The following is a 6,000-nucleotide window of genomic DNA, read 5'->3' on the forward strand; positions in this document are numbered from 1 at the left end:
TAGAGTATTCATTCGTTGCCCCCCTAGCTCAGTGGTAGAGCGCGTTCTTGGTAAGAACGAGGTCACCGGATCGATTCCGGTGGGGGGCTCGCAATGAGCGGGCTCGTGTCAGGACGGTTTTGGCCGACATGGCACGAGCCACGTTCATTTTGGCGGTGTAGCTCAGCTGGTTAGAGCGCACGACTCATAATCGTGAGGTCCCGGGATCGAGTCCCGGCACCGCTACCGAGGGAAGCCCCCGGGTTCTTGTGAATGTCCGCAAGAACCCGGGGGCTTCTGTGGTTTTCTGAGCGCTGGGCGTTGAATCTGCAAGCGGATGGGCTGGCTCGACTACTCCTGATCCAGGAACCCTGGGACAGCAACCATCTCCCCGGTGGCCGTGCCGTCTGGTCGGAGCATGAAGCCCACGCGCTTGGCACTGCGCATCATAACGGTGCTGCGGACCAGCTCAATCTCGGGAATCCGCTCCTGAAGGGTGAGCTCTGCGGTGAGGACGTCAGCCACCGTTCTCAGCCACATCAGAATGATGAAGTTGGTCCGCCCGGTGGTGGAGGCGGCAAGGCGAACATTCCGGAGCCCGCTTAGCGAGGCGGCCATCTGGGCGTGGCGACCTGCCGGTGCTTTGGCGAGCCAGCGGCAGGCCACCGGGTAGCCTGCCGGTACTTGTGCCACCTCGCAGCGAATGGAGAGGAGTCCGCTGCCGAGCACCCTGGACAACTGGCGGTGGACCGTTGCGGGGCTGCGTCCCAGCTCGCGGGCCATGTCTGCTGCGCCGGCCCGTCCGTTGTGGGCCAGGAGCGGCAGGAGGTCGAGTGCGGCTGGCGATACAGGGTCCGTGACGGGATCGACGCGAGCGAGTTGCGTGAAGGCGGTGATCTGATCGCGCTCCAGTGCCGCCAGCCGCCAGGAATGGCCGCCGGTGTAGAGCCGAGTGCAGAGCTCGCTCTGGATCCCCAGGACGCCCCGCGCGGAGGCAACCCGCGGGAGTACCTGCTCGGTGCATTCCACCAGAGAGCGGGCGACCACGGTCAGGGCGAGGTCGGGACGGCCGGTGGCGACGTCGATGGTCTGGACCTCCGGGATGACCGAGAGAGCAGCTACTGCTGCGTCCCGGCGCCCCGGTTCGCATTCGACGTCGACGAACGCCAGAGCCAGCACCGATGGGTCGCCTTTCAGGTGCGCTGTGGTCCAGGCGAGACCGGAGGAGCGGAGCCTCGCCCAGCGACGGGCGAGGGTGGCTGGATGGGTGCCGAGAATCTCGGAGGCGTCCATCCAGGAGACGCGCGGAGCGATCTGCAGCGCGTTCAGGAGCAGCAGATCGTCTTCAGAAAGCTTCCCGCCAGGAACCTGAGACGAGGGAATCAGCTGTCCGAATGGTTCCATGTGAGAGATTATTGCAGTTTTACCTCTTGGTAATAGTTCTGTCTGCATACTGTCCGTCAAGCATGATCTGTGGTGTGGCCCATATCGGGGCGCCCTGAACGCCGAACAAGGAGAAAACGTGGCATTGATCGACGCGGCGCGCGATGTGCAGGATCAGCTCATCCAGTGGCGGCACGCCTTCCATCAGGAGCCGGAGATCGGCCTGGATCTGCCCCGCACCCAGGAGAAGGTTCTCAACGCCCTGGACGGGCTCGACCTGGAGGTGTCCACCGGAACCGATACCACGTCGGTCACGGCGGTGCTGCGGGGCATCGCGGGTACGGGTGGCTCCACTGCCGATGGTGCGGGGGAGCGCCCCGCCGTCCTGCTCCGGGCCGACATGGATGGGCTTCCGGTCCAGGAGCGCACCGGGGTCGGCTACACCTCCCGCGTGGATGGGGCGATGCACGCCTGTGGCCACGATCTGCACACCTCTATGCTGTTGGGCGCAGCGACCCTCCTGGCGGACAGCCGCCATCGGCTGGCTGGCGATGTGGTCTTCATGTTCCAGCCGGGGGAGGAGGGCTACGACGGCGCCTCCGTCATGGTGCGTGAGGGTGTGCTGGAGGCCGCCGGGCGCCGGGTCGATGCAGCGTTCGGCATGCACGTCTTCTCGTCAATGGAGCCGCACGGCCGCTTCGTGACCAAGCCGGGCGTCATGATGAGCGCCTCGGACGGACTCCTCGTCACAGTGCTGGGTGCGGGTGGGCACGGATCGGCGCCGCACGCCGCCAAGGACCCGGTCACGGTGGCGGCGGAGATGGTCCTGGCCCTGCAGACTATGGTCACCCGCCAGTTCAACATGTTCGATCCCGTGGTGGTGACGGTCGGCCGCCTCGCCGCCGGAACCAAGCGCAACGTCATCCCGGCCACCGCCGAGTTCGACGCCACCATCCGCACCTTCTCCGATGCCAGCCAGGCGCGTATGCAGGAGGTCATTCCGCGCCTTCTGGAAGGCATCGCGCATGCCCACGGTCTGGAGGTGGAGGTGCGGTATCTCACGGAGTACCCACTCACCATCACGGACGCTGCCGAGACGGAGTTCGCCGAATCTGCCATCACCGAACTCTTCGGCGACCGGCATACGCGCCTTGCTCAGCCGCTGAGCGGTTCGGAGGACTTCTCCCGCGTGCTCGCGGAGGTTCCCGGAAGCTTCATCGGGCTCAGTGCCGTGCCTGCCGGCGTCGACCCTGCCACCAGCGCCTTCAATCACTCCCCCTTCGCGACGTTCGACGACGCCGTTCTCGCCGACGGCGCGGCGGTTTATGCCCACCTCGCCCTCACCAAGACTGCTCAGCTGGCCTCCCGCTGACTCTCACCGGCCTCTTTTCGATGGAGATTCCCATGACAGCCAACCCCTCCACCGCGCGCAAAGCCCCTGGTGGCCCGCCCAAGGTTTCCGCGCGCCGCACGCTGATCAGTACCGGCATCGGGAACGCCGCCGAATGGTACGACTGGGCGATCTACGCCACCTTCGCCCCCTATTTTTCGAAGCAGATCTTCAACCCAGCCGACCCGACATCGGCCATCCTCTCCGCTCTGGCGATCTTCGCCGTCGGCTTCGTGGCACGCCCGTTCGGCGGGGTGATTTTCGGCTGGGTGGGTGACCGCTTCGGGCGGAAGAACGCCATGACCCTGACGGTGGCACTGGCCGCGGTGGGGAGCCTGCTGATCGGTGTGACCCCGACGTTCGGGGCGGTGGGAGCGTTGGCTTCGCTTCTGCTGGTCGTGGCGCGTCTGATTCAGGGGCTGGCGCATGGCGGCGAGCTGCCGTCGTCGCAGACGTATCTGGCAGAGATGGCCCCGCGCGAGAAGCGCGGCTTCTGGGCCACGCTGATCTATGTCTCCGGCACCATAGGAAATATGTTGGGGGCGCTGTTGGGCGCGGTACTCGCGGTGCTGCTTCCCAAAGCTGATATGGCGGCGTGGGGTTGGCGCCTTCCGTTCATCCTTGGGGCGCTGATGGGACTCTACGGGCTGGTCATGCGGGCACGGATGCCGGAGACCGAGGCGTTCGAGGAATTCGCCGGGCAGAAGCAGAGCTTCGGAGCGCTGATGAAGGAGATCGTGGCGCACCGCAAGCAGGCGTTCCAGGTGATCGGCATGACGGTGGGTCTGACGGTAATTTACTACGTCTGGGGTATCGTCGCGCCGACCTATGCGGCCACCAGTCTGAAGATGGATCCCGGGCAGGCGCTCTGGGCGGGGTTCGGCGCGAATGCGGTGTTCCTGGTGGCGCTGCCCTTCTGGGGCAAGCTGAGCGACCGGATAGGACGCAAGCCCGTGCTGCTGATCGGCGGTGTGGGTTGCGCGGTGCTGCACTTCCCGATGACCTGGCTGATGAAGGACTCGGTGTGGCAGCTCTTCGTGTCCATGTCCGTCATGCTGATTTTCATCGCAGCCGGTGCGGCTATCGGCCCGGCGGTCTACGCTGAACTCTTCCCGGCCAAGCTCCGCACGGCCGGCGTCGGAATTCCCTATGCCCTTGCTGTCGCGGCATTCGGCGGTACGGCTCCGTACCTGCAGACCCTGTTCACCGACGTGGTCAAAGCGCCGTGGATGTTCAATGCCTATGCGGTGGTGATGGTTCTCATCTCCATGCTGGTGGTGGTGCGGCTTCCAGAGACCAGGGGCAAGGATCTGACGGTCTGAGGGTCTGAATGTCTGCTTGCATCGAGTGTCCATTCCCGCATAGTCGCAGCGCTTTGCCATGTGTGTGAATGGACACTCGATGACGGCGGGTAGCCGTTCATGGCCCGCTTAGTGGAGGTGCGGAGGCTGGCGCGCACCTTGCCTGTGGTTTTTTCGGTGGTCGGGTTTAGGTGCCGGGGCAGCCCCAGGACTTGGGGTTTTGGGTGCTGGTGTGGTGGACTGGGGGTTTGCCGGATTTCCACACATTGTGGGTTACGGGGTTTGTGGTGATGTTCCCTTGTCCTGGGTTGGTTCGGGGGGGTCCGCCGTTGACGGTGTAGGTTCCGGTGATCGTCGTGGACACATTGGCTGTGTAGTCGAGGGTGTCCTGGTCGATGTGGCTGGGGGGTGTGGGGGTGTTGCCGATGTAGTCATCCTTCAACGCGTATCCGGGGTTGGCCTGGGGCCCTTGGGTGGTTCCGTCGCCGTAGGTGAAGGTGTAGGCGACCGGGGTTGCATCAATGTGGACTTTCTGGCCCAGAAGGGTCAGGTCAAAGGATTGTTTGGTGGCGGTGACGGTGAAGTTCGTGTCCCAGCCCTTCACGGTGTGCGGGCCTGGCTGTGAGGTCAGGGTTCCGCCGTTGATGGGTTGTTTGGCGAACTCTGCCTGGATCTGGGCTGCGATCTGTTCCAGGATGTCGACGGGTTTTTGGTCGTAGACGCAGGTCGGGGTGCCTGCTTTTTGCCAGAGGGGTGGCTCGAACCCTTTGGCGGCTGAGAACCATTGGACGTAAGTGCCGTTGGTTCCTGCTGTGCAGTTTGATTTCAGTTGTGATTGGCAGAAGGCATTCGTGTCACCGCTGTTCTGGGTGTCTGCCTGACAGAGCACCTCGAAGCGATACACGTCCGCGGGCTCGGGAACGACGACCCCGGACGCGGTCCATACACTGGTTCCGGGAAGTTGGTGGTAGCTCCTTGCCGCAACTCCGTCCTCTCGGAAGCCGCTTTCAACAGGAATATCGCCAGCACCGAGGGCCGGTGAGGCACAGATTTGAAGGAGGACGAAGCTGATGAGGGCAGCGATGACAATACTTGCAGCGCCCCGTTCTCTTGACGCTTTCATCAGTTCACAGGCTTTCCGATGGCGGAAATGAGCCAGTGTCCGCTCTCGAAGCGGAGGATGTACACATTGGCTTTGACAGGGACCAACGGATAGTCCTTGAGGACCTGGTGCTCAGGTCCTACAACTTGGCCCGGAAGCAGGGCAAATTGCACGAGTGCCTGATGGTCGTTTCCGGAACCGACCTGGAAGTAGGGCTTGATGCCGTCAACTCGTGCGCTGTTGCCAATGGTCCACTGGCCCTTAGCTGCTGCATCTTTGAAGCTGTAGAGAAGCTGATAGCAGTCGCTGCACTCCGGTGCCATCAGTGGGTCTCCGGGCGTAGGGTCCGCTGTTTCTACAACGTAGTTGTAGACGGTGTACCAATATCGAACGAAGGCTTCCAGACCTTTCTCCGTGAACTCTTTCGCCTCTGCAGGCATCACGGGCTTCGGCACGTTCTGCGCCGGCCCGTTCACGTCCGCTGGCTTGTAGGGCACAGCCGCAGCCGTCGTCGTGGGTGTGGTGGATGCGGTAGGGGATGCCGATGGAGATGCCGGAGCAGGCGAGGGTGGAGCGGGTTGCGAGCCACCAGAGCAGCCAGCCAGTAACCACAGGATCACCGTCAATGCCACTACGGCGCCTGCGCGCTGCCAAGACCCGGCCGTCATCGAACGCGTCCTCGCCGCATCATGCCTTGCCGTACGTCGTTGTGTTCCTGCCATCGGGTCCACCTTCCGGGTTAGCCCATTGGATGGTCTAGTGGGCTGAGTCCACCCTAGGGTCATATCAGAGCAAAATGACAGCCCTTGCACAGAAATGTGGATAAGTTTCCAGGTGCAGGGTGG

General features: G+C 63.5%; 5 protein-coding genes and 2 tRNA genes. 4 read left to right on the forward strand and 3 right to left on the reverse strand.

Annotation, left to right across the window (positions count from 1 at the left end; genetic code table 11):
• Positions 1 to 17: 17 nt before the first annotated feature.
• Positions 18 to 89, forward strand: a tRNA-Thr gene (locus QQM37_RS12330).
• Between the two features lie 62 nt (positions 90 to 151).
• Positions 152 to 225, forward strand: a tRNA-Met gene (locus tag QQM37_RS12335).
• 105 nt (positions 226 to 330) lie between these two features.
• Here the strand turns inward: QQM37_RS12335 and QQM37_RS12340 are convergent.
• Positions 331 to 1,383 carry an Lrp/AsnC family transcriptional regulator gene (locus QQM37_RS12340; RefSeq protein WP_285727911.1) on the reverse strand — a complete coding sequence of 351 codons (1,053 nt, stop codon included), beginning with the start codon at positions 1,381 to 1,383 and terminating at the stop codon, positions 331 to 333.
• 118 nt (positions 1,384 to 1,501) lie between these two features.
• Between QQM37_RS12340 and QQM37_RS12345 the strand changes: the two genes are divergently transcribed.
• Together QQM37_RS12345 and QQM37_RS12350 are read left to right on the forward strand one after the other, a co-directional pair.
• Positions 1,502 to 2,734 carry a M20 metallopeptidase family protein gene (locus QQM37_RS12345; RefSeq protein ID WP_285727912.1) on the forward strand — a complete coding sequence of 411 codons (1,233 nt, stop codon included), beginning with the start codon at positions 1,502 to 1,504 and terminating at the stop codon, positions 2,732 to 2,734.
• A gap of 32 nt (positions 2,735 to 2,766) precedes the next feature.
• Positions 2,767 to 4,074, forward strand: coding sequence for an MFS transporter (locus QQM37_RS12350; RefSeq protein WP_285727913.1), 1,308 nt, complete (start codon positions 2,767 to 2,769; stop codon positions 4,072 to 4,074).
• Between the two features lie 166 nt (positions 4,075 to 4,240).
• Here the strand turns inward: QQM37_RS12350 and QQM37_RS12355 are convergent, their stop codons facing one another.
• Both QQM37_RS12355 and QQM37_RS12360 read right to left on the reverse strand, forming a co-directional pair.
• A complete protein-coding gene (locus tag QQM37_RS12355; protein ID WP_285727914.1) occupies positions 4,241 to 5,176 on the reverse strand; it encodes a hypothetical protein in 936 nt (311 codons plus the stop codon).
• Positions 5,176 to 5,823 carry a DUF6318 family protein gene (locus QQM37_RS12360; protein ID WP_285727915.1) on the reverse strand — a complete coding sequence of 216 codons (648 nt, stop codon included), beginning with the start codon at positions 5,821 to 5,823 and terminating at the stop codon, positions 5,176 to 5,178. The genes QQM37_RS12355 and QQM37_RS12360 overlap by 1 nt, the downstream gene beginning before the upstream one ends.
• Positions 5,824 to 6,000 lie beyond the last annotated feature (177 nt).

This window comes from Psychromicrobium xiongbiense (assembly GCF_030271165.1).
Taxonomy (GTDB): domain Bacteria; phylum Actinomycetota; class Actinomycetes; order Actinomycetales; family Micrococcaceae; genus Renibacterium; species Renibacterium xiongbiense.